At 63.0% G+C, this 18993-nt stretch carries 17 protein-coding genes; 7 read left to right on the top strand and 10 right to left on the bottom strand.

All coding sequences use genetic code 11. The features are described 5' to 3' along the window. The 3 genes from ABVQ20_RS05220 to hemP are packed head-to-tail and all read right to left on the bottom strand — an operon-like array spanning position 1 to position 2234. Positions 1–945 carry a heme/hemin ABC transporter substrate-binding protein gene (locus ABVQ20_RS05220; protein ID WP_354458489.1) on the bottom strand — a complete coding sequence of 315 codons (945 nt, stop codon included), beginning with the start codon at positions 943–945 and terminating at the stop codon, positions 1–3. Between the two features lie 12 nt (positions 946–957). After that, positions 958–2019, bottom strand: a complete 1062-nt coding sequence (locus tag ABVQ20_RS05215; protein ID WP_354458488.1) for a hemin-degrading factor — start codon at positions 2017–2019, stop codon at positions 958–960. Positions 2020–2027: 8 nt separating this feature from the next. Continuing rightward, a complete protein-coding gene (hemP, locus tag ABVQ20_RS05210; RefSeq protein ID WP_109668714.1) occupies positions 2028–2234 on the bottom strand; it encodes a hemin uptake protein HemP in 207 nt (68 codons plus the stop codon). Between the two features lie 202 nt (positions 2235–2436). On the opposite strand from hemP, the gene ABVQ20_RS05205 reads away from it, so the two are divergent. The 5 genes from ABVQ20_RS05205 to ABVQ20_RS05185 are packed head-to-tail and all read left to right on the top strand — an operon-like array spanning position 2437 to position 6944. Beyond that, on the top strand, positions 2437–4653 hold the full coding sequence (locus ABVQ20_RS05205; RefSeq protein WP_435528324.1) for a TonB-dependent hemoglobin/transferrin/lactoferrin family receptor: 2217 nt from the start codon (positions 2437–2439) through the stop codon (positions 4651–4653). 5 nt (positions 4654–4658) lie between these two features. Beyond that, a complete protein-coding gene (locus ABVQ20_RS05200; RefSeq protein WP_354458487.1) occupies positions 4659–5102 on the top strand; it encodes a hypothetical protein in 444 nt (147 codons plus the stop codon). 8 nt (positions 5103–5110) lie between these two features. Beyond that, positions 5111–6199 (top strand): energy transducer TonB family protein, encoded by a 1089-nt coding sequence (locus ABVQ20_RS05195; protein WP_354458486.1) that lies wholly within the window; start codon positions 5111–5113, stop codon positions 6197–6199. A 57-nt stretch (positions 6200–6256) separates the two neighbouring features. After that, positions 6257–6571, top strand: a complete 315-nt coding sequence (gene hmuQ / locus ABVQ20_RS05190) for a heme-degrading protein HmuQ (protein ID WP_354458485.1) — start codon at positions 6257–6259, stop codon at positions 6569–6571. 1 nt (position 6572) lies between these two features. Further along, on the top strand, positions 6573–6944 hold the full coding sequence (locus tag ABVQ20_RS05185; RefSeq protein WP_354458484.1) for a bleomycin resistance protein: 372 nt from the start codon (positions 6573–6575) through the stop codon (positions 6942–6944). An 8-nt stretch (positions 6945–6952) separates the two neighbouring features. On the opposite strand, the gene ABVQ20_RS05180 is transcribed toward ABVQ20_RS05185, so the two are convergent. The 3 genes from ABVQ20_RS05180 to putA form a co-directional block, all read right to left on the bottom strand. Continuing rightward, positions 6953–8191 carry a glycosyltransferase gene (locus tag ABVQ20_RS05180; protein ID WP_354458483.1) on the bottom strand — a complete coding sequence of 413 codons (1239 nt, stop codon included), beginning with the start codon at positions 8189–8191 and terminating at the stop codon, positions 6953–6955. 82 nt (positions 8192–8273) lie between these two features. After that, entirely contained in the window at positions 8274–9329 is a 1056-nt protein-coding gene (locus tag ABVQ20_RS05175) for a glycosyltransferase family 2 protein (protein ID WP_354458482.1), read from the bottom strand. A 96-nt stretch (positions 9330–9425) separates the two neighbouring features. After that, positions 9426–13037: a bifunctional proline dehydrogenase/L-glutamate gamma-semialdehyde dehydrogenase PutA gene (gene putA / locus ABVQ20_RS05170; RefSeq protein ID WP_354458481.1), complete on the bottom strand. Its 3612-nt coding sequence runs from the start codon at positions 13035–13037 to the stop codon at positions 9426–9428. A gap of 162 nt (positions 13038–13199) precedes the next feature. On the opposite strand from putA, the gene ABVQ20_RS05165 reads away from it, so the two are divergent. Then, positions 13200–13652: an Lrp/AsnC family transcriptional regulator gene (locus ABVQ20_RS05165; protein WP_354458479.1), complete on the top strand. Its 453-nt coding sequence runs from the start codon at positions 13200–13202 to the stop codon at positions 13650–13652. A gap of 2 nt (positions 13653–13654) precedes the next feature. Here ABVQ20_RS05165 and ABVQ20_RS05160 read toward each other — a convergent pair whose 3' ends face one another. Continuing rightward, the gene (locus ABVQ20_RS05160; RefSeq protein WP_354458477.1) at positions 13655–14863 is read right to left on the bottom strand and encodes a cytochrome-c peroxidase; all 1209 of its coding nucleotides are present in this window, start codon (positions 14861–14863) and stop codon (positions 13655–13657) included. Between the two features lie 7 nt (positions 14864–14870). Continuing rightward, entirely contained in the window at positions 14871–15320 is a 450-nt protein-coding gene (locus tag ABVQ20_RS05155) for a FixH family protein (protein WP_354458475.1), read from the bottom strand. Positions 15321–15471: 151 nt separating this feature from the next. Here ABVQ20_RS05155 and ABVQ20_RS05150 point away from each other — a divergent pair, with 151 nt between their 5' ends. After that, positions 15472–16392, top strand: a complete 921-nt coding sequence (locus ABVQ20_RS05150) for a sugar kinase (protein WP_354458473.1) — start codon at positions 15472–15474, stop codon at positions 16390–16392. 14 nt (positions 16393–16406) lie between these two features. Here ABVQ20_RS05150 and ABVQ20_RS05145 read toward each other — a convergent pair whose 3' ends face one another. Together ABVQ20_RS05145 and ABVQ20_RS05140 are read right to left on the bottom strand one after the other, a co-directional pair. After that, a complete protein-coding gene (locus tag ABVQ20_RS05145) occupies positions 16407–17432 on the bottom strand; it encodes an aldose epimerase family protein (RefSeq protein WP_354458471.1) in 1026 nt (341 codons plus the stop codon). 58 nt (positions 17433–17490) lie between these two features. After that, positions 17491–18948: an NAD-dependent succinate-semialdehyde dehydrogenase gene (locus tag ABVQ20_RS05140; RefSeq protein ID WP_354458469.1), complete on the bottom strand. Its 1458-nt coding sequence runs from the start codon at positions 18946–18948 to the stop codon at positions 17491–17493. Between the last annotated feature and the right edge of the window lie 45 nt (positions 18949–18993).

The raw sequence follows: 18993 nt of genomic DNA, 5'->3' as shown, positions 1-18993 counted from the left end.
TCAGTCCGTGACCTGCGCGCCATAAAGCGAAACGGCGAGCTCGTGGATGGCATCCGCCGTGCGTGGCCCGAAACCAAGCAGATAGCCGCCGTCCATGCGAATGATCTTGCGCGCGGCACCTGCCGGTGTCGAGGCTATCGACGGATTGCCGAACAACTCCTCATCCGGCGTGGGCGGACCGGCATTGTTCATCATCATGATGACGTCGGGCTTGGCGGTGACGATCGCCTCGTCCGACATTTGCTTGTAGCCGGAAAAGCCCTCGACAGCGTTGACGCCGCCGGCCAGCTTGATGATGCCGTTGGCGGCGGTCTCACCGCCGGCAGCAAGGATCTTGCCTCCCTGCATCGACAGGACAAACAGGATGCGCTTGCGCTCCTTGATCGACGCGGTCTGTTTCTCCGCGGCCTTCAGCTTGGCATCGACCTGCGCGACCAGCGCATCGGCCTTGGCTTCCGCGCCAAGCGCCTTGCCGACGATACGGATCTTTTCCAGGATGCCTTCATTGTCATAATGCTCGGGCACCTCGATGAAGGGGATGCTCGTCTTCTTCAGTACATCGACGGCTTCCTTCGGGCCGCTGCCATGCAGCGCCAATATGCCGGTCGGGTTGACCGACAGGACGCCCTCCGGCGACAGCTGACGCATGTAGCCGACATCCGGCAGCCTCCGCGCCGCCGCCGGATAATAGCTGGTCGAATCGCGCGCCACCAAATGGTCCTCTTCGCCAAGCGCGTAGACGATCTCGGTGATTGAACCGCCGATGGCAGCGATCCTGGATTTGTCCGCGAACACGGCAGTGCCTTCCGTCGCGCGGGACGGCAGGGCCGTTGCAAGAGCAAGCGAAAAACCGATCGCCGGCGCGAGTGCCAGCCTGAAGACGGGTGCCAACCTGAAGACGGGCGCAAATCCGGACGCTGGCGCCAATCTGGAAAAGAGAGTCATTGTCGTTCGTCCTCAGGCTGCGGTCGGGCTTGGGATGCGCGGCAGGTTCTCGGCAAGGAAGCGCCAGTCGTCGCGCTCGCCTTCGCCTTCATGGCGCTTGCCAAAGAACTGGATGATCATGTTGCCGTCGGCGCCATAGACCTCGAGAGACGTGACATGCCCGTCCTTGGTCGGCTTGCGCACGGCCCAGACCTCATCGATGTGATCGGTTCGCAGGTGCAGATGGAACGTCTCGTCCAGCACATTGATCCACGGCCCCATCGGCTTGATGGACTTGACCGGCCCGGAATGTATCTGGATGCAGCCGCGATTGCCGACAAAGCACATGATGGGCATCTCGCCCTCGGCGGCGTGGTGGAACATGGCGCCGACCGCATCCTTGTCGAGCAGCCATGCATAGTCCTGGCCGACCATCCGCACCGCTTGCCTGCGGCTGAGCTTCAGCGTCTTCAGCATGCCGAAGAACTGATGCACATCGGTCAGCTGGCTCCAGCGATCGCGCAGATCGCCGAGACTGGCGGACGCATCCGGATTTTCGACATCATCCGAGACCTTGGCTGCCGAAACGGCAACCGTCGGCTCCTGGTTGGCCGATTCCAGTTCGGCCACCAGCTTCTGATAGGCATAGAGATTGGACGCAGGGCGCAGATGCACCTTGTGCACGGCCTCGCCCGCGTCATCGAAGAACTGCAGGCTGCGGCGGATCTCGCCACCGTCACGCTTTTCCACGGCGAAGCCGTGCGCCCATATCTTCGGGAAGATGCGAAGGTCGATGTTATCGCCGAGCACCATGGCATTGTGGTTGCCGGTGACCACCTTGTCGTAGACACCGATCTTTTCGTGAACGGCGCTTTCGTTGCGGGTCAGCGCCATGACTTCTCCAACCGCCTCCAGGCCGGTCAGGAGATCATTGACGCGCGGCTCGATGCGGACGACGCCGTCGCCGCAATGCGCGGCCACCAGTTCGGCTTCCGAGATGCCGAGCTGGGCCGCGAGGTCACGCTCGCGCGTTTTCGGATTGTCTGTCCGCGCCCGCCGGATTTCGTGCGGAGCGGGTTTTACGCGCTGGTCCATGTCTACCCCTACTTGTTGAGAATGAGCTTGCCCTGACGGGTGATCTTCAGCCGATAGAGCGCGCCGTGATGCTCGATGCCGATCTCGTGCTCGCCCTGGAACAGCGTGTTGCTGGACAGGGTTCGCACCGCCAGCGGAACCCGGTCGAAACGGACGGAGGCATCGTCGGAACGGCGGACGCGATAGCGAAAATCATTGGGATTGTGCGTGTTCATCTGGATCGATCCCTTTCCTGTGCCGGGCGTCTGGCTAGGCGTTGCGTAGATTGCCGATTCATTTCTTGACTTGAATAATCATGTTTACTAGTCAGTGCAATACAGGACTAAATGAGTCAACATTTAAGACGCCGGACACGATGAAAAATGCCAGCAAGCACCAAGCCAGCCAGCATGAAACCTGATTTTTTGGAGCTGGGGCATGGGGTTGGTACATTGGGGACGGCTGGGGCTGGCTGAAGACACAGTCTCGGCGCATCGGCCCGTGGCAAAAGGAATGGCCGGATTGCTGGCCGGCGTGGCCGCGATCACGCTGCTGGCGCCGCCAGCCAGCGCGCAACAGGCGCAGGCACCGACGGACCAGCAACAGGCCGAAACGAAGAAGGCCGAAGAGGCCAAGGCCGCGCCGGCGGGCGTCACGCTGCTCGACAAGATCCTGGTCATCAGCCGCACTGGCGAGACGGCGATCGAATCGCTGGCTTCCGCCAGCCATCTCGACCAGGAACAGCTCGACCGCCGCATGGCGAGCACGCCGAACGAAATGCTGTTGGGTGTGCCCGGTGTCGCCGCGCAGGCCGACGCCAGGCGCGTGAGCACCAGCATCAATATTCGCGGCCTGCAGGATTTCGGTCGCGTCGCCGTCATCGTCGATGGCGCTCGCCAGGATTTCCAGCGCTCAGACCACGGCACCCAATCGACCTTTTATATCGACCCTGAACTCGTCAAATCCGTCGACGTGATCCGCGGCCCGGTAGCCAACACCTATGGCTCGGGCGCGATCGGCGGCGTGGTCTTCTTCGACACCAAGGATGCCGAGGATTTCCTCAAGCCCAGCGAAACCTGGGGTGCTTCGGTGACGGGCCGGTATGAAAGCAACGGCAAGGGCTGGACCACCAGCGCTACCGGCGCCTATCGCTTCAACGAGAACTGGGATGCCCTGGGCAACATCGTCTATCGCAACTATGACGACTACAAGGATGGCGGTGGCGACACGGTCAAGGGCACTGGCTTCGATGTGCTGAGCGGCATGCTCAAGACCACGATCCGCCCAACCGAAAACAGCCAGTTGAAGCTCGGCTGGGTCGGCTCGAGCGATGGCTGGAACGAGGTCAGCGGCGGCGTGCCGGTCAACGACGTTGATCTCAAGTCGAACACCTTCACCGCCCGCTACAACATCACCGATGAGGACAAGAGCTGGCTCGACCTCCACATCAACACCTCCTACAACAGGACCAATCTCGACCTGACCAGCCTTGTCGCGCAAAACCGGTTCAGCCCGGTCACGGGTCTGCCCGTGGTGCTGCCCGCGGGTTCCACGTCGACTTTCGATGTCGGTACCGCTGCGATCGATATATGGAACACCTCGAGGTTCGAGACCGCCGCCATCGCGCACGAACTGACCTATGGCGGCGACTGGGCGAATGACGACGTCAAGACCGGCGGCACCACCGGCGGCGACAGTTTCTACACCCCGTCGGGCAAGAGGAATGTTTCCGGCGCTTACGTCCAGGACAAGCTGACCTGGGAATGGCTCGAAGTCATAGGCGGGCTGCGCTACGACAACTACAGCCTCAAGGACAGCAAGAACGAGACGTCTGGCGACCGGCTGTCGCCGCGCATCACCGTCGGCGTCTCGCCGTTCCAGACAGCCGGCCTGTCGGGGCTGCAATTCTACGGCACTTACGCGGAAGGCTACCGATCGCCGTCTCTGACGGAAACGCTGATCAGCGGCAACCATCCGGCTGGCGTTACCTTCCCGTTCCTGCCCAATCCGAACCTGAGGCCTGAAATCGGCAAGACAACGGAATTCGGCGTCAACTACAAGCTGAACGACATCGTTGAATCCGGCGATGCGTTGCGCCTGAAGGCCGCGTACTTCCACAACGACGTGCGGGACTATATCGACGGCGTGACGCTGTCGCCGTTCGCGCCAGGCAGCGGCTGCCCGTTCGGCCCGGGCATCCCGATCTGCTATCAGTATCAGAACTTCGCCAAGGCCAAGATCAACGGCTTCGAGATGGAAGGCGTCTATGATGCCGGATGGGGTTACGCCGGACTTTCGGCTTCGATTACCAACGGTCAGACCACTTCCTACAAGGGCGTCGTGGCGGATCTTGCCACCATCCCGTCATCCCAGGTCACCGCACAGCTCGGATTGCGTTTCCTGGAAGACAAGCTGACCGTGGGCGGCGAAGTACAATACAACGGCAAGCCGAAGGGCAACGCCATTGCCAAGGACTATACGCTGGTGAACGCCTTCGCCAGCTACCAGGCGACCGACAACTTGAAGGTCGATTTCCGCGCCGACAATCTGTTCGATGTGAAATACGTCAACCCGCTGAATGTCAGTACGACAACAGCTATCTACGAGCCCGGCATAACCCTGAAGCTGGCGGCAACGATGCGTTTTGGAGGCTGATGACAATGACGAGCTTGACGGCATCGCTTCGTCTGCTGACCTCGACGCTGGCGATGTCGCTTGCGACGGTGCCGGCGTGGGCTCAACAGTCCGCGCCGGTCCCTGCCCTGAGCCTCGAGCTCAATGGCGCGCAACCCTCCGACAAGGGCTGCCGCCTGACATTCGTGGTCAACAACAATCTGGGCGCCGACCTTTCCAAGGCGGCGTTCGAGATCGCGCTGTTCAACGAAGCCGGCGTCGTCGACCGGCTGACCGTGCTCGACTTCAAGGACCTGCCCGCCGGCAAGACCAAGGTGACGCGCTTCGACCTGGCCGGCACCGATTGCACCAAGATCAGCCGCGTGCTGATCAACAGCGCCACGGAATGCGCCGGCGCGGGCGTCGAGCCCAATGCCTGCATGCGCAAGCTGAAGACCGATTCCAAGACCGGCATCGCTTTCGGCGTCTGAGAGGAACGTTGGGGCTGGAGATCGCATTCACCCGAAACATCGTGGCCTGGCCTCTGCTAGGCCACGATGTTTCATGGTTCGAGGCAACCGATCTTGATTTGACAATTCCGCATGCATCGCGGCAGTTTGCGCCCCGCGACATGCAGGATATCAGCCCTCTCCCCGACGCCAGCACCGAACTGGCCGTAACGCCTGCCGAATCTCTCGCGCAAGTGCAGCCGCCAGCCGGCAAAGGCAAATGGTCGGCGGCGATCATTTTATCCTGTCTTCTTCATGCCGGCGTGGCGGCAGCTTTCCTGATATCGCCCAAGGGCAAGTTGGAATCCCCAAATACGGAGCAGTCGGAAGGCAGCGATCAATCTGGAGACAAGGTTGTCGGGAGCGCGCTGGACAAGCACCCGGCAGCAATAAATGTGACAATCGAGCCGCCCACACCGGCACCGGCAAAGCCAGTCAGACCAATGCCGCCAAAGCAACCTTCCGAGCCCACCAGGGAGCCAACAGCGGAGCTTCCCGCACCTTCGCCGGAACCTGCCAAACAGCCCGACATATTGGTGACCAAAGCCCCTCACCCGGATGACAGTGTTGTCGCCAGCACCAAAGTGCCGGACCAGCCGGTCACCCAGTTGGAAAAACCCGAAATGTCAGTCGCTGTTCCAGAGCAGCCGCCGATCCCCAGCGCTCGTCCAACTCCGGCGGCACCTCCCGCGACTGCAAAGGAAATGGACGAGAAACGTGGAACGGCGGACGGCCAGGACCGGCTGGCAGTGGCCGCCAGCAAGGGCAAGAAACAGAAAGAGGCAGGCAGCGCCGAAACGGAGTTCAACTACCGCAGCGACGTCATCCGAAAGCTCAGTCGGGTCAACCGTGCCGTTCCGCCCTCGGTGCAGTTGACTGCACTCAACAATGCCGTCGTGACGTTCGTGATCGGCAGCCGTGGCGGGATTGATGACCTGCGTATCCTGCAAAGCTCGGGATCGCCAAATTTCGATCAGGTCGCACTTGGCATCGTACGCAAGGCTGCTCCCTTCCCGCCAATTCCACCACAGGTCGCAAGCAAGAGTTTGGTCTTCGAGGCCGAAGTCGGTCCATTTTGAATGCGCGCTGAACAAACTGCGACGCCAACCATCACAATCCGCCCGAAAGGAACCACCATGTACATCGCCATGAACCGCTTCAAGGTCGAGAAAGGCTCCGAGGATGCCTTCGAGGGCGTCTGGAAGAACCGCGATTCCAGCCTTTCCGAAATGAAGGGTTTTCGTGAATTCCATCTGCTGCGCGGCCCGGTCAACGAGACCGAGGGCTACACACTGTTTGCCTCGCACACAGTGTGGGCCAGCCACGACGACTTTGTCGCCTGGACGAAGTCCGAGAATTTTCGCGCCGCCCACAGGAACGTCGGCACCACCAAGGTCCACTATATCGGCCACCCTCAGTTCGAGGGATTTGCGGTCGTCGAAGGCGCCTGACATGATTTCGCCCGCGGCTGACCCTGCCCGCGCGATCCCTGTCCTGCCATCGCTCGACATTGCCGTGTCCCGCGATTTCTATCGCGACCAACTCGGTTTCGACGTCATCGGACCGGAGATGGAAGACTATCTGATCGTGCGCCGCAACGAGATGGAGATTCATTTCTGGAAGAGCGAGGACCGCAAACTGCCGGAAGTATCATCCTGCTACATCAGAGGCGGTGAAGTGCCGGCGCTGCACGCGGAGTTTTCCGCGCGCGGCATCGAAAGGCTCAGCGCCTTCACGGTTCGCCCCTGGAACATGAAGGAATTCTACGTCTGGGATCCGCACGGCAATCTGTTGAAATTCGGCTGCGCGCCTGAAGAGGTGTGAACCTTTCGTCAGTCCGCAGTTCTGCCGAACAAGCGCCGCAGCCCTGGGACGACACGCTTGCGCCGCCGCCGCCAGCGGTTTTTGCGGTCAAGAAGAGGCACGATGCGCGGGTCGCCGATCAGGCTATCAAACCGCCTGAGGTGATGGGCAAGGAACCCGGACACGAAGCCTCCATGGTTTATTGCGTCGAGATGTCCGGCATTGGCCACAACATAGTCGAGAACATCGGCGCCCAAAGCGATCTGCTTGGCCTTGTTTGCCGACGAATGCTGCACATGTCCGCCCGCATATGGGCTGTCGGTGGAGACGTTGGAACCGTGCAGACGATAGAGGCCCAGGGGTTCCGACAACAGCAGGCTGCCTGCCACCAGATGCGCGCAGGTCGCCGCAAGATAATCGGTGTTTACAAGCGACCGGAATGGGAAAGCCAGCACCGGCTCAAGCGCGCCGCGGCGAAAAACCATCGAGGATGTCGGCGCCCATATCCAGCCATAGGTTTCGGGCCCGAAGTAGGAAATCGGATACTCCGATGAATAGGCGACCTCGGGCGCTGTCTCGCCGAGCCAGCGGGCGGGCGGCACGGCAATGCCGCGTGCGTCCAACTGGGGACGTGGTTTGCGCAACGCCACATAGGTGCCACTCAGGACGACAAGGTCGCGGTCGACCAGCAGAACGTCGGAGCTGGACAGAGACGCCGAGTGCATCGCGTTCAGATGGGCGGACAGATGCGCGGCGAGAAAATTCGGGAGCCAGACATCGTCGGCATCGAGGAACGCGACGAACGGCTCATTGCCCGCAGCAAAACCATCTCGGAACGATGCCAGTTGACCGCCATTTTGCGGCCGCACCAGCAGACGCAAGCGCGGATCGCCTATCGTTTGGAGAAGCTGACGAACATGTTCGGCGGAGCCGTCGGTGGAGGCATCGTCGACGATGATACAGTTCCACCCCCGGTAGGTTTGCGCCAACACGGAACGGATCGCATCCTCGACATAGGCGCGATAGTTGTGGCAGGTGATGACAACGTCTACATGCGGCAGCTCAAAAGGCGCGGACATGCGTTGCATCGGGCGGTTCGCCTCAAATCGAGTTCGTGCCCGAGTTCCCCCCAGGCTCCTGTTCCCTTGCATACACGCAAGCTCGTGAAGTGAAAACCTTCTCCAGGCGCCAGCCAGCAGGCTGGCATTGCCTCCCGCAACAGCCTGGTTTTCGCCGACGCGGAGACGAAAGGTTTTCGGAAGTTCCATCTGCTGCGCGGCCCGGTCAACGAGGCGGAGGGCTACATGCTGTTTGCCTCGCACACGGTGTGGCCAGCCAGGCAAGCGGCCGTCAGTCCCAAGTCCTGCCGAACAAGCGCCGCAGCCCCTGGACGACACGCCTGCGCCGCCGGCGCCAGCGGTTTTTGCGGTCAAGAAGAGGTACGATGCGCGGGTCATCGACCAGGCGATCAAACCGCCTGACATGATGCGCAAGGAACCCGGACACAAAGCGTCCGCCGTGTATTTCGCCAAGCCAGGCAGCATTGGCCAGGACATATTCGAGGACATCGGCACCCAAGGCGATCTGCTTGGCGCGATTCGCCGCCGTGTGCTCCACATGTCCGCCTGCGTATGTGCTATTGGTGGAGAGGTTGGCCCCGTGCAGACGATAGAGGCCCAGAGATTCCGACAACAGCAGGCTGCCGGCCACCAGATGCGCGCACGTCGCCGCCAAATAGTCTGCCCCCGTCCTCACCTTGAATGGGAAAGCCAGCACCGGTTCCAGTACGCCGCGCCGGAAAACCATCGACGATGTCGGAGCCCAAATCCAGCCGTGGATTCCCGGCCCCAAATAGGTAATCGGATATTCCGATGAATAGGCCATCCCAGCTACCTCGCCGAGCCGATTGCCGGGCGGTACGGCGACGCCGATTGGGTCTTTCCCGGAACGGGGCTTGCGTAACCCAACATAGGTGCCGCTCAGGACGACACGGTTGCGATCGACCAGAAGAACATCGGAACTGGACAGAGACGCTGAGTGTATCGAGTTCAGATGGGCCGAGAGATGAGCGGCGAGAAAATTCGGCAGCCAGACATCATCGGCGTCGAGAAACGCCACGAAAGGCAGATTGCCCGCGGCGAAACCATCACGGAAGGAGGCGATCTGGCCACCATTTTGCGGCCGCACCAGCAAACGCAGGCGCGGATCGCCTATGGTTTCGAGAAGCTGGCTGATATGCTCGACGGAGCCGTCTGTCGAGGCATCGTCGACGATGACGCAACTCCAGTTCCGGTAGGTTTGCGCCAACACGGAACGGATCGCGTCCTCGACATAGGCGCGATAGTTGTGGCACGCGATGACAACGTCTACATGCGGCGGCTCACAAGGCGCGGACGTGCGTTGCATCGGGTGGTTTGCCTCAAGTCGAGTTCATATCCGACTATATCCCCTGGCGCCTTTTGCATAAACACAAAGCGGATAACAAGCGAAAACCCTCGCTCTCTATGCTCCGGCCAGCAGGCTGGCATTGCCTCCCGCGGCGGTGGTGTCGACGCAGACGGCGCGCTCATGCGCATAGGCAGCGGGGTTGAGCACTTCGCTGACCAGCGGCACGATCGGACCGCTGCGGTCCGCGATGACCTTGCGTACGATGCGCGCGGCTTCCGGTGTGCCGGAGAAGGCGACGACGTCGACGCGCAGCGAGCGTGCCTCGACAGGGTCGGGACGACCGTCGATGGCCGAAAGCGGCAGCCCCTTGCCGGTCAGCGACGAGAGCGCCGCCGGCGCGCCCGGCGCGACGGCCAGAACCGCATTGCCGGCCGCGAGCGCCTGGATGGTCTGGGCAAGCATCGTATCGCCATCGGGGCCAAGGCAGAGCACCCGCCCGCGCGGCGATAGTGACAGCGTGTTCGCCTCGCCGGTCGGCCCTGGCAGGTCGACCTGGCCGAAATCGATGCCGGCGGCAGCGGCGATGGCCGCCGAACCCTTGCCGCGCAGATGCTTGCGCAGGATCGCCACTCGATCGGGCCGTGTCGACCAACCGCCAAGCGTCGGATCCGGCAGATTGTCGGCGAGCTCGGTCGCTGTCACCTTGTGGCCCTCGGCCAGATGCGTGCCGGCCTCCGGCCCCTTGCGGAAACGGCGCAGGTAGTGCGGGCCGCCGGCCTTCGGTCCGGTGCCCGAAAGCCCCTCGCCGCCAAAAGGCTGCGATCCCACGACAGCGCCGATCTGGTTGCGGTTGACATAGATGTTGCCGGCATGGATGCCGTCGACGAAATGCTGGACGCGGCCCTCGATGCGGGTATGCAGGCCAAAGGTCAGGCCGTAGCCCTTGCGGTTGATGGCGGCTATGACAGCATCGATTTCGTCGGAATCGAACGTCGCGACGTGCAGCACCGGCCCGAACACCTCGCGTTCCATCTCCTCGATGCCCTTGACCCGGAAGACGTGCGGCGCGACGAAGCGGCCATCCTTCGGAGCCTCGAGCTTGGCGATCAACCGGCCTTGCAGGCCCATCCTGGTGCAATAATCGCGGATCGAGGCCTGCGCCTCGTCGTCGATGACCGGGCCGACATCGGTCGAAATCAGCCAGGGGTCGCCGATATCAAGCGCTTCCATGGCGCCCTTCAGCATTTCCAGCATCTTCTTCTCGACGTCCTTCTGCACGTAGAGCACACGCAGCGCCGAGCAGCGCTGCCCGGCACTCTGGAAGGCCGAGGCCAGGATGTCGCGCACCGCCTGTTCGGGCAGCGCGGTGGAATCGACGATCATGGCGTTGAGACCGCCGGTCTCGGCGATCAGCATGGCGTCCGGTGCAGCGGTCTCGGCCAGCTGCTTTTCGATCAGCTTGGCGACTTCGGTCGAGCCCGTAAAGCAGACGCCGGCAATGCGCGGATCGGCGGTCAACGGACCGCCGACCGAGGGGCCATCGCCGGGCAGAAGCTGGATGACGTCCTCCGGCACGCCCGCCTCGCGCAGCAGTTCAACGGCACGGAAGGCGATCAGCGGCGTCTGCTCGGCAGGCTTGGCTATCACCGAATTGCCGGTGACCAGCGCCGCGGCGATCTGGCCGGTGAAGATGGCCAGCGGGAAATTCCAGGGCGAGATGCACACAATGGCGCCGCGCGCCTGCGTGCCCGCTTCGGCATTGGCCGCCTCGGCCGCGTAGTAGCGCAGGAAATCGACGGCCTCGCGCACTTCGGCGACGCCGTCGGCCAGCGATTTGCCGGCTTCTCGGCTGGCTAGCGCGAAGAACTCGACGGCGTTGGCTTCATAGAGATCGGCGGCGCGATTGAGGATGGCTGATCGCTCGGACACCGGGCGTTTTGCCCATGCCGGCTGCGCCTCCACCGCAATGCGCACGGCCGTTGCGACCTGTTTGGCCACGGCCTCGTGGACGGTGCCGACCACTTCGGCAGGCTTGGCCGGATTGAGCACCGGGCGCGGCTTGCCGTAGCCGGCGGCGCGCGTGATGGGTTTAGCGTGCCAGCGATCCGGCCCGGCAAACCCTGCCTTCGCCTTGTCGATGGCAGCCAGCGTCACCGTGTCGGTGATGTCGAATCCCTTGGAATTGCGGCGACCGGCACCGAAGATCGCCGAGGGACGGGCGATTGCCGGGTTGGCGGCCGGGCCTTGGCTCTCGACCGTTTCGAGCGGGTCGCGGGCAATATCCTCCGGTTCGACTTCCTCGTCGGTGAGCTGGTGGACAAAGGAGGAGTTGGCGCCGTTCTCCAGCAGGCGGCGGACCAGATAGGCCAAAAGGTCGGAATGCGCCCCAACGGGCGCATAGATGCGGCAGCGCGTGCCCTCGGCCTGCCGCACCGTCTCGTGCAGCGCCTCACCCATGCCGTGCAGCCGCTGGAATTCGAAGGAGTCGCGGTCAACAGCCATCGACAGGATGGCGGCGACGGTGTGGGCGTTGTGGGTGGCGAACTGCGGATAGATGCGGTCGGTCATGCCAAGCAACTTCTTCGCGCAGGCCATGTAGGACACATCGGTGTTGGCCTTGCGGGTGAAGACCGGGTAGCCGGTGAGCCCAAGCGTCTGCGCGCGCTTGATCTCCGTGTCCCAGTAAGCGCCCTTGACCAGCCGCACCATGATGGTGCGGTCGTACTTCTTGGCCAGCGCATAGAGCCAGTCGATGGTGAACGCCGCGCGCGGGCCATAGGCCTGGACGACGACGCCAAAGCCGTTCCAGCCGGCCAGCTCGGGGTCGGCCAGCACCCGTTCGATCACATCAAGCGACAGGTCGAGGCGGTCTGCCTCCTCGGCGTCGATGTTGAGGCCCATGCGCGAATGCCGGGCCGCAAGCGCCAACGACAGAAGCCGCTCGGTCATGACCGGCAGCATCTCTTCCTTCTGCGCCACCTCGTAGCGTGGATGGATCGCCGAAAGCTTGACCGAGATGCCGTGGTTCTGGCGGATGTCGGGACCGTTGGAGCCAGCATCGAGCGAGGAAATGGCGTCGGCATAGGCCTTGTGGTAGCGCAAGGCGTCCGCCTCGGTGCGGGCGGCCTCGCCCAGCATGTCGAAGGAATAGAGATAGCCCTTCTGGGTCATCGACCGGCCGCGCTTGATCGCTTCGGCAATGGTGCGGCCCAACACGAACTGCTCGCCCATCTCGCGCATGGCGGCTGCCACCGCCTTGCGAATGACCGGCTCGCCCAACCGGCGCACCATGGAACGCAGCGTGCCCTCGATGCCGCCCTCGCCCTCGTCGAGCACGCGGCCGGTCAGCATCAGCGCCCAGGTCGAGGCGTTGACGAAGATGGAACTCGAGCCGCCCGAATGCGCCGACCAGTCATGCGGCGCGATCTTGTCGGCGATGAGATCGTCCATCGTCTCGGTGTCGGGCACCCGCAGCAGCGCCTCGGCAAGGCACATCAGCGCCACGCCTTCCTTGGTGGAGAGACCGTAGGCCGAGAGGAACACCTCCATCAGCCGTGGATCGGACGACCCGCGCACCGCGCGCACCAGATCAGCGGCGCGCGCCGAGATGCTTTGTCGATCCTTCGCCGAAAGCCCGGTCGCCTCCGCCAACCGCTTCACGGCCTCGTCCTCATCTGGCAAATAGTTGGCGCGGATCTGCTGGCGGATGGCGTTGAGCGCTGGCATGGCGGTCCTATGGAACGAGCGTCAGGAAGCGGGCCGGCGGTCACCGGACCGAATAGCGCACGCTAGCACAGGTGTAGATTTAGGTCGGTCCAAAGAAATCGACAAGGCAGATCAATCGATCTATCATTTGACCAATTTACCCAAGTTTGGACCAGAATTTCGATGACAGAAGACCAATTGGACCGCATTGACCGCAACATCCTGTCGGCACTGGCCAGCGACGGCCGGCTGTCGATGTCGGAACTGGCGGCAAAGGTCGGCCTATCGAAGACGCCGGTGCAGGCGCGCCTGAAGCGGCTGGAGAAGGATGGCTATATCCGCGGCTACCAGGCGATCATCGATCGCGAGCGCATGGGCGAAGGCCACGTCGCCTTTGTGCAAGTGAAATTGTCCGACACCCGTTCCGCCGCGCTCGATGCCTTCAACCGAGCCGTCCAGTCCGTGCCGGAGATCGAGCAATGCCACATGATGGCGTCGAGCTTCGATTATCTGCTGAAGGTGCGAACCAGGGACATCGCCGCCTATCGCCGCGTGCTGGGCGAACGCATCTCAGCCCTGCCCCATGTCGCCCAGACTTCGACCTTCGTGGCGATGGAGACGGTGAAGGACAGGTGACTTTACTCCGCCAGCGTCTTCAGGAACGCCACCAGCGCCGCTCGCTCCCTGTCCGATAGTTCCAGCGGGTGGATTTCGGATACGCCTTCGACGCTCGGTGCTGCCTTGGTGTAATGCGCCACGACCTCGTCCAGCGATGAAAACTGCCCGGCATGCATGTAGGGCGGCCGCGTGGCGGCGCCGCGCAATGACGGCGTCTTGTAGGCGCGGATCAACTGCGGCGCGTCCTTGACCATGAAGCGCACTTCGCCGCAGGCGCTGGCGTCGCCATCGCGAAAGGCGCCGAAACAGTTGAACGGATCGACTTCGACTTGCGCCACCGCGTCTATGCGGCCGCGATCCAGCGGCAGGTCCGCAACCGGCGGCACACCGGTGTTGTGGAAGCTGTTGTCGGTGAAGCGTGGGCCGTTGTGGCATGTCACGCAATTGGCCTTGCCTATGAACAGTTTCAGTCCCAGCATCTCCTGGGCGGAAAAGGCGGCGTCGCCTTTCGGCTCGGCACCTGTCGCCAGATCCACGGTAAACCGGTCGAAGCGTGTCTGCGGCGGCATGATCGATCGTTCGAAGGCCGCGATCGCCTTCCCTATATTGGAAAACACCCGATTGACCGCATCGCGTTGCTCGTCGCTCATGCTGTTCCATGCCGCTTTCTCGGCATCGTTGCCGAGCGGGCTGGCGTTGGCTGGAATGGCTGAGAGGTCCGGCAACGGCCCGAAGATACGCTCATAGCGCTCCCCGAAGCGGGCCTTGATGTAGTGCGCGTAGGCGGCGCGGTTTCCCGCCTGCTCCAATGGATTTTCAAGCGGCGTCAGCGCTTGCGCCCAAAGACTGTCGCGCCGCCCATCCCAGAAGAACCAGGGATCATAGGCTATGCCGGCCAAAGCCGGTGTCCGCCGGTTGGTGCGCCCGACACCGACCGCTTGCGGCAGGTCGTCCTGGAACTGCCGGTCGATCTTGTGGCAGGTCGAGCACGAAACCGTCCCGTCGCGGCTCATTTTGCTGTCAAAAAAGAGCGTCGATCCAAGGGCCGCGGCGGCGGGCACATCGGCGAAGCGATTGGTGGTATCGGGCTTCAGCGACGGCAGCGTCGAGAGCGCCAGGGAGGCGATGGTCTTCTTCTCGGCATCGGAGAAATCCGGCTTGCCGCAGCCGGCGAGGATGGTGGCCAGCGAAAGCGCAAGAAAACCGGAAAGGCGAAGAAGACGCCTCATCGGCGGCTCACAAGACCACGTTGAAGACGACCGTATCGGAACCGGCGGTGGCGGAAACGGCGAAATGCAGCTGCCACCAGCCAGCCATCGTGAACTTCACGCCCTCGATGCGATAACGCCCCTCGCCCAGATAGTCGGTCGCCTGTGGGCTGGTCGGCAAGCCATGATTGTGCTGCGGCATGCCGCCCGACACTGCGATGGCCGCGCCCTCCACCGGATCTCCTGTGGTTGTCTTCAATGTCAGCAGCCAGGATTCCAGCTCGCCCTGGCGCACGACGCCCCGCTCCGGTTCGAAGCTCGTCATGAAGAGCCCATTGTCGGTCTTCTTCGATCGGGAAATGTCCGGACCGGCAAGCTGCGCCGTTTGCGGCGTGGCCAGGTAGACCACGGCAAGGATGCCGGCCAGCAGCGCAGCCAGACCAAGACCCGCCAGAAGATAACGCCATAATGATGCCAAACCGGTTCCTCTTGCGCAGATAACGTTATGGCGGACACATAGCGTCCCGCCAGCCTGTGGGAAAACGCATCTGGCGGAAAAATCCGTCTTTGCCAAGCATGGCGCTGCGAACAGCAAAAAGCTACAGCGGGACTTGCGCAAAGGGATATCCATGGCAGGAAACGGCGTCGCATCGGTCGGTGAATGCATGCTTGAACTTTCGGGCCAGGCCGGCCCGAACTGGCGCATGGGCTTTGCCGGAGACACGTTCAACACGCTGTGGGCGCTGCATGCGCTGAGCGGCGATCGGCCCGCGACCTACGTATCGGCCTTCGGCGATGACCCGTTCTCGCATGACCAGATCGGATTCTTCGCCCAGAACGGTATCGGCATCGGCGCCAGCCCGATCATCGCTGGCGCGCGTCCCGGCCTTTACGCCATCTCCCTGACCGGTGCCGAACGCTCCTTCACCTACTGGCGCGGCGATGCGGCCGCCAGGCAGCTTGCCTCCGACCCTGCCGCCCTGGCGAAAAGCCTGCAAAACCAGTCGGTTGTCTACTTTTCCGGAATCACCCTGGCAATTCTGGACGACACCGCGCGCAAGACCTTGCTTGCGGCTATCGCGATCGCGCGCGGCGCGGGCAGTCGGATCGCATTCGACCCCAACTACCGGCCACGGCTCTGGCGCAATCGCGAAGACGCGCAAGCCGCGATCCTCGAAGCGCTTGCCGTCACCGACATCGCGCTGCCGACCTTTCCCGACGAGCAGATGCTGTTTGGCGATACGACACCGGAGGCGACGGCGGAGCGGCTGGGACGGACCGTTGGCGAGATCGTCGTCAAGAATGGCGAGGAACCGGCGCTTGTCGTTTCAAACGGTGCGACCAAGCGCGTGCCGGCTGTCCATGTCGCCGCACCAGTCGACACGACGGGCGCCGGCGATTCCTTCAATGGCGGCTATCTCGCTGCCCGGCTGGCCGGCCACGCGCCGACCGAAGCCGCTGCACATGCGCATCGCGTCGCTGCCGCTGTCGTGCAGGTACGCGGCGCGTTGGCACCGTTCGAGGTTTTGCGCAACGCGTTTGCGGGATAGGTCGAAAGACCGACTTAAGGCAGCCTGAACCGGTATTCCGTCACCTGATGATAGATCGCGCCAGGCCATAGCGTCGCCTGTGGGAAATACGGACGGTTGGGTGCGTCCGGCCAGACCTGCGCTTCCAGGCAGAGGCCGGAGAACGCCCCGTAACGGCGCCCACCCAGCCCCAGGGAAACCGGCGCCACATACTGGCCAGTATAGAGCTGGACACCGGGCTCAGTGGTCCAGACCTCCATCTCGACGCCTGAGCTTGCGCCCTGCGCCCACGCCGCCTGCCTGAGCGGGCCGCGCGTTGGCGCCAGGCAGAAATTCTGGTCGTAAGGGAGCTGTTCGCCCTCGTTTTCCATGCGTATCGGCCGAGCCTGGCGAAAATCGAAGGCCGTACCGTCGACGGGCTTCACGACGCCGGTCGGGATCATGTCGCCGTCCACCGGCAGATAGGCGCCGGCATTCAGCATCAGCCGATGGTCGAGGATATCGCCCGCACCACCGTCATCCAGGTTGAAATAGGAGTGCTGGGCGAGATTGCACAGCGTCGGCTCCTCGCAGGTCGCCGTCAGCTCGACGCTGAGCGTGCCCGGGATCTTCAACCGATAGGTGCAGGTCACCTCGAGCGCGCCCGGAAATCCCATCGAGCCGTCAGGGTCATGCAACGTCAGCGTGACAAAATCCCGGCCGTGCAGAGAAACCGCCCAAGCCCGGCGGGAATAGCCCTGCGAGCCGCCATGCAGCGTATGCTTGTCGAGGAAATTGCGTTCGGTCTGGTAGCGATTGCCGGCAATCGTGAAGCGGCCGTCGCGGATGCGGTTGGCGAAGCGCCCGACAACCGCTCCGAAGAAGGCCGTGTCCGTTTCGTAGGCCTGGAAACGGTCGTAGCCGAGCACCAGCGGCGCATCATGGCCAGTCAGGCGCAGATCCTGGATAATCGCGCCCAGCCCGATGATGCTGGCGGTGAGGCCGCCGCCCTTGATGGTGAAGCGGCGGACGTCCTCGCCCGCCTGCGTCGTCCCGAAAACCTCGCCGTCCTTCATTGCCATGCCCGCAAACGCCAGTCGTTGATGGATGCCTGCCTGACCTTGCGGACCGGCTGGAGAATCAGAGGCCGAGGCCGCCAATGCAAACATACTTGGTGTCGAGGTAATCCTCGATACCCTGATGTCCGCCTTCCTTGCCGAGACCCGATTCCTTGACGCCGCCGAACGGCGCCTCGGGCGTGGTGATGAGGCCTTCATTGACGCCGACCATACCGTATTTCAGCCCTTCCATCACACGGAAGGCGCGGCCGAGGTCGCCGGTGTAGAAATAGCAGGCGAGACCGAATTCGGTGTCGTTGGCGAGTGCGATGGCCTCTTCCTCGGTCTCGAACTTGAACACGGGGGCTACTGGGCCAAAGATCTCTTCCTTCATGAAGCGCATCTTGGGCGTCGCGTTGGCAATGACCGTCGGCTGGAAGAACGAGCCGCCCAGCGCATGACGCTTGCCGCCAGCGACGACCTTGCCGCCCTTGGCGGTGGCGTCGGCGATCAGCTCCTCGACCTTCTCGACCGCCTTCTCGTCGATCAGCGGTCCCTGCTGCACGCCGTCCTCGAGGCCGGAACCGACCTTCAGCCCGTTACTGGCAGCGGCAAGCTTTTCGACGAACTTGTCGTAGACGCCGGCCTGAACCAGGAAGCGGTTGGTGCAGACGCAGGTCTGGCCGGAATTGCGGTACTTGGCGGTGATGGCGCCGGCTACGGCCCGCTCGAGATCAGCATCGTCGAAGACGATGAACGGGGCGTTGCCGCCAAGTTCCATCGAGACCTTCTTCACGGTGACGGACGACTTCTGGATGAGGATCTTGCCGACCTCGGTCGAGCCGGTGAAGGTGATCTTCGACACCAGCGGATTGGAGCAGATCTCGTCGCCGATCTCGCCGGCGGCACCGGTCAGGATGTTGATGACGCCCTTCGGGAAGCCGACTTCCTCGGCAAGCGCGCCCCAGGCGAGGCCGGAATAAGGCGTCTGCGAAGCCGGCTTGACCACTGCGGTGCAACCGGCGGCGAGTGCCGGACCGAGCTTGCGGGCCAGCATCGAGGACGGGAAATTCCACGGCGTGATGGCAGCGATGACGCCAACCGGCTCCTTGGTCACCAGGATGCGGCGGTCGGCCCACGGCGACGGAACGACGTCGCCATAGGTGCGGCGGCCCTCTTCGGCGAACCACAGGATGTAGGCCGCGGCCGAGCCGATCTCGCCTTTCGATTCAAACAGCGACTTGCCCTGCTCGATGGTGAGCAGTTCGGCCAGCACATCCTGGTTGTCCATGATCGCGTCATGCAGCTTGCGCAGCAGCTTCGAACGGTCGAGCGCGGTGGTCTTGCGCCATGACTTGAAGGCAGCGTCGGCGGCTTCGATGGCGCGGCGGGTCTCGGCCTTGCCCGACCTCGGCACTGTGCCGATCTTGAGACCAGTGGCCGGGTTGTTGACGTCGACGGTCTGGCCGCTGTCGGCCTGCACCCACTCGCCGTTGATGAGATTGGCCTGCCGCATGAAATGGCTGGTTTTCTGAAGCATGGTCTAGCCTCCGTTCGGCGCACTTACGGGCCGGTCTGTGGATTT

Source organism: Mesorhizobium shangrilense (genome assembly GCF_040537815.1).
GTDB classification, from domain to species: domain Bacteria; phylum Pseudomonadota; class Alphaproteobacteria; order Rhizobiales; family Rhizobiaceae; genus Mesorhizobium; species Mesorhizobium shangrilense.
Note: the sequence above shows the minus strand (reverse complement) of the source record. Positions and strands in the feature narration are given on the sequence as shown.

What these genes read in the sequence shown, in the direction of transcription:
- ABVQ20_RS05220 (WP_354458489.1), bottom strand. Translation starts at nt 945, where the DNA reads ATGACTCTCTTTTCCAGATTGGCGCCAGCGTCCGGATTTGCGCCCGTC.
- ABVQ20_RS05215 (WP_354458488.1), bottom strand. Translation starts at nt 2,019, where the DNA reads ATGGACCAGCGCGTAAAACCCGCTCCGCACGAAATCCGGCGGGCGCGG.
- hemP (WP_109668714.1), bottom strand. Translation starts at nt 2,234, where the DNA reads ATGAACACGCACAATCCCAATGATTTTCGCTATCGCGTCCGCCGTTCC.
- ABVQ20_RS05205 (WP_435528324.1), top strand. Translation starts at nt 2,437, where the DNA reads ATGGGGTTGGTACATTGGGGACGGCTGGGGCTGGCTGAAGACACAGTC.
- ABVQ20_RS05200 (WP_354458487.1), top strand. Translation starts at nt 4,659, where the DNA reads ATGACGAGCTTGACGGCATCGCTTCGTCTGCTGACCTCGACGCTGGCG.
- hmuQ (WP_354458485.1), top strand. Translation starts at nt 6,257, where the DNA reads ATGTACATCGCCATGAACCGCTTCAAGGTCGAGAAAGGCTCCGAGGAT.
- ABVQ20_RS05185 (WP_354458484.1), top strand. Translation starts at nt 6,573, where the DNA reads ATGATTTCGCCCGCGGCTGACCCTGCCCGCGCGATCCCTGTCCTGCCA.
- ABVQ20_RS05180 (WP_354458483.1), bottom strand. Translation starts at nt 8,191, where the DNA reads ATGGAACTTCCGAAAACCTTTCGTCTCCGCGTCGGCGAAAACCAGGCT.
- ABVQ20_RS05175 (WP_354458482.1), bottom strand. Translation starts at nt 9,329, where the DNA reads ATGCAACGCACGTCCGCGCCTTGTGAGCCGCCGCATGTAGACGTTGTC.
- putA (WP_354458481.1), bottom strand. Translation starts at nt 13,037, where the DNA reads ATGCCAGCGCTCAACGCCATCCGCCAGCAGATCCGCGCCAACTATTTG.
- ABVQ20_RS05165 (WP_354458479.1), top strand. Translation starts at nt 13,200, where the DNA reads ATGACAGAAGACCAATTGGACCGCATTGACCGCAACATCCTGTCGGCA.
- ABVQ20_RS05160 (WP_354458477.1), bottom strand. Translation starts at nt 14,863, where the DNA reads ATGAGGCGTCTTCTTCGCCTTTCCGGTTTTCTTGCGCTTTCGCTGGCC.
- ABVQ20_RS05150 (WP_354458473.1), top strand. Translation starts at nt 15,472, where the DNA reads ATGGCAGGAAACGGCGTCGCATCGGTCGGTGAATGCATGCTTGAACTT.
- ABVQ20_RS05145 (WP_354458471.1), bottom strand. Translation starts at nt 17,432, where the DNA reads ATGGCAATGAAGGACGGCGAGGTTTTCGGGACGACGCAGGCGGGCGAG.
- ABVQ20_RS05140 (WP_354458469.1), bottom strand. Translation starts at nt 18,948, where the DNA reads ATGCTTCAGAAAACCAGCCATTTCATGCGGCAGGCCAATCTCATCAAC.